Source organism: Thermoproteota archaeon (genome assembly GCA_030130125.1).
In the GTDB taxonomy this organism is placed as follows: domain Archaea; phylum Korarchaeota; class Korarchaeia; order Korarchaeales; family Korarchaeaceae; genus Korarchaeum.
In genome coordinates, this window is sequence record JARZZM010000010.1 from 1 (window position 1) to 2,793 (window position 2,793).

Annotated in this window: 4 protein-coding genes; 2 read left to right on the forward strand and 2 right to left on the reverse strand. The window is 53.0% G+C overall.

Annotation, left to right across the window (positions count from 1 at the left end):
* Positions 1 to 71: 71 nt before the first annotated feature.
* Both QI197_01615 and QI197_01620 read right to left on the reverse strand, forming a co-directional pair.
* On the reverse strand, positions 72 to 752 hold the full coding sequence (locus tag QI197_01615) for a hypothetical protein (protein MDK2372057.1): 681 nt from the start codon (positions 750 to 752) through the stop codon (positions 72 to 74).
* Positions 718 to 1,359, reverse strand: coding sequence for an MGMT family protein (locus QI197_01620; protein ID MDK2372058.1), 642 nt, complete (start codon positions 1,357 to 1,359; stop codon positions 718 to 720). The genes QI197_01615 and QI197_01620 overlap by 35 nt, the downstream gene beginning before the upstream one ends.
* Positions 1,360 to 1,426: 67 nt before the next feature.
* Here QI197_01620 and rtcA point away from each other — a divergent pair, with 67 nt between their 5' ends.
* Entirely contained in the window at positions 1,427 to 2,467 is a 1,041-nt protein-coding gene (gene rtcA, locus QI197_01625) for an RNA 3'-terminal phosphate cyclase (protein ID MDK2372059.1), read from the forward strand.
* Positions 2,464 to 2,793 (forward strand): hypothetical protein (locus QI197_01630; GenBank protein MDK2372060.1); only part of this gene is annotated, 330 nt, incomplete at its 3' end. The genes rtcA and QI197_01630, both read left to right, overlap by 4 nt.

Here is a 2,793-nt window from a genome sequence, read left to right on the forward strand (position 1 = left end):
GCTTTATCTACGTCTAAGGGAAGGAGACCCACCGCTTCCTTGAATATACGGACGAATTTCTCCTCCCTAGCTCAGTCGGAGTAACCGAGATCCTTCAGTATCTGGGCCGCGATCCTGTCCGAGTCGCTTCCTCCCCTGTTAAGAGGAATCAGGGCGGCCTTGATTACGTCCCTGCTTATGGGAGTTATCTGGGTGTTTCCATGTCCAGCTTCAACCACGATGCATGTTACCGCCTTCTCCGCTATAGCAACAGCTAGAGGCTGCGGTATTATAGTGACCGCCCTCACGAGGTCGCCTCTTTCCTCGGAGTTCACCTCCCTATGGATCTCAAACAGCCTCTCGTACATGTAGGTTGGTGCTTGAGCAGCTAGAGATGCAACTACGAAGAAGCCATGGAAGGTAACTCCAGTAGAGTCCGTTCTTCTAGGGTGATATTTGAGAAGCCCGTATCTCACGAGCTCCTTTATGACCTTCCATCCCCTCTCATCTCCTCTCTCCACTATGCCATTTCTCATGGGGTAATATAGCCTAGATAGGTCAGCCCTAGACTCCAAGTACTCTGCTACCTCGTTACCCACCACTACTTCCCTAGACTTTATGCCCCTGACCTCGGCTGAGAGTTTCGATATCCTCGGAAAGTACCCCCTATTCTCTACCATGTCGGGCCCGGTCTTCATGAGCCACCAGGGCCCGAACTTGTAGTATGAAGTACCGAAGTCAGATGCGAAGACGGGTTTGGTGGTAACTGACAATTCCCCGCACCCCCTTAAGGGACAGTAACTCCTCGGATCTGATCACCCTTGAGGGATCTACCTTACCTGTGTCAAAGTCCACCTTCACACCTTCAGCAATTAACAGTGATGCTTTCAGTATGGGGCCATAGCTGTAGCCCCCTATCCTCATGTCGCTCCTTATCACCCTGTGACAGGGAACTATGAGCGGAAATGGGTTTCGAGAGGCGTAGTTTCCGGCGGCCCTCGGTGATGTGCCCAGGGCCCTCGCCAGCTCCCCGTAGGTTGTTACCATGCCCCTAGGGATGAAGCTCATCAGCAAGATGGCGTTCCAAAATTTGTCCCGGGGATGGCGGGCTAGTCTGATCCCGGAGAGATCCACACTCTCACCGGAGAACAGCTTACTTATCAGGAGAGCCAGCCCGTAAGCCGAGGGTATGTGGTACTCCGGCACCAGATCCAATGAATCCCCCCAGGCAGAGTAGCAGGTAGCTCTCAGATCGGCCTCCGCCTCCTCTTTGGAGGGGAGAGGGATCGTATTGCAGTAGAGCTCCCTTCCACCAACTCCGATTCCCACGTACCTACCGTCCACCTCCTCTATGACGAACTCTATTCTCGTCCCCGCCATCCCCTTTCACCGGTCTAAGGGACTAAGGAATGCTATTTAAAGGGGAACATAGGGCCTTCCCATCTGTATGGAGCCGATAAGGATAGATGGAAGTTACGGAGAAGGTGGGGGATCCATACTCAGATACGCCTTATCCCTGTCTGCCGTCACGCTCAAGCCTGTTGAGGTGTACAATATAAGGGCCAAGAGGAAGAAACCAGGACTCAGACCGCAGCATCTCAATGCCGTGATGGCCCTCGCTAAGCTAACGAAAGCGCATGTGGAAGGAGCCAAGGTGGGTTCCACCAGGGTGCTCTTCGTGCCCAAGAATAAGAGAGGGGGATCATTTGAGGTAGACATAGGTACAGCTGGAAGCGTGACTCTCGTGATTCAAGCGTTGCTGCCAGCTTGCCTGACATCTGACAGTGGTGTGAGGTTCCTCATTAGAGGGGGAACGGATGTCCCCATGGCACCTCCCATCGACTATATGAGAGAGGTCTTTCTCCCAAATCTCACCATGATGGGAGCTCGTGCTGAAATTAGATTGATCAGGAGGGGCCATTATCCAAAGGGCGGTGGACTGGTGGAGATGTGGGTGTGGCCATCGGACCTCTCAGGTCTCAATAGGGTGAAGAGGAATGACATCTCTCTAATCAGAGGAAGAGCGCACGCGGTCAAGCTACCTAATCATATCACGAGGAGGATGATCAGGGCAGCGAGTGAGTTATTGGAGGGCAGGGGGTTCAAGGTGTCCATAGAGGAGGATTGGTCTCAAGACGGGCATCTCGGTCCAGGTGCTGGCATAGTCCTCTGGACCGAAAGTAAGCCAGTTATAGGCGCTGACGATCTTGGAGAGAGGGGTAAGCCGAGTGAGGCAGTCGGGAAGAACGCTGCAACCAAGTTGCTGGAGGAGTTAGATACCGAGATGGCTTTTGACAATCATTCGGGGGACATGATAATCCCCTACTTGGCAATAGCCTCGGGAAAGTCGAGAATAGGTATCTCAAGGCTGACCCTGCACGCTGAAAGTAATATATGGCTGGTGGAGAAATTCCTACCGGTTAGGTTTAGAGTGGAGGGTGGGTTGAATAGGCCGTCGGTTGTTGAGGTGGAGGGCTTGGGTGTTTGAGATTGGAGACTGGACATGATGAGGGCTTTGACGAGGAGTTCATGGAGAAAGTGAGGTTAGTGGCTTCCAAAGCTGGCCTTACAGTGGAGGAGGTGCTGGAGAGGGTAAAGAGGTACGTGGAGGAGATGAAGGGTCTAGTTAAGCCCGATGGTGCCCTCTCCCTCATAGCCGTTGAGCTCGATGTGGGTCAAGTAACCAAAGATGAGCAGGTCCACTACCCGACCATCAAGATCAGCAAGCTGGTTCCCGGTATGAGAAAAGCCACCGTCCAAGGAAAGATAGTGAGGATGAACGGTATACTCAGCTACATCAACAGAAGCGGAGAG

Excerpts from the sequence above, each read along its gene's own strand:
- QI197_01620 (MDK2372058.1), bottom strand. The coding sequence starts at position 1,359 with ATGGCGGGGACGAGAATAGAGTTCGTCATAGAGGAGGTGGACGGTAGG.
- rtcA (MDK2372059.1), top strand. The coding sequence starts at position 1,427 with ATGGAGCCGATAAGGATAGATGGAAGTTACGGAGAAGGTGGGGGATCC.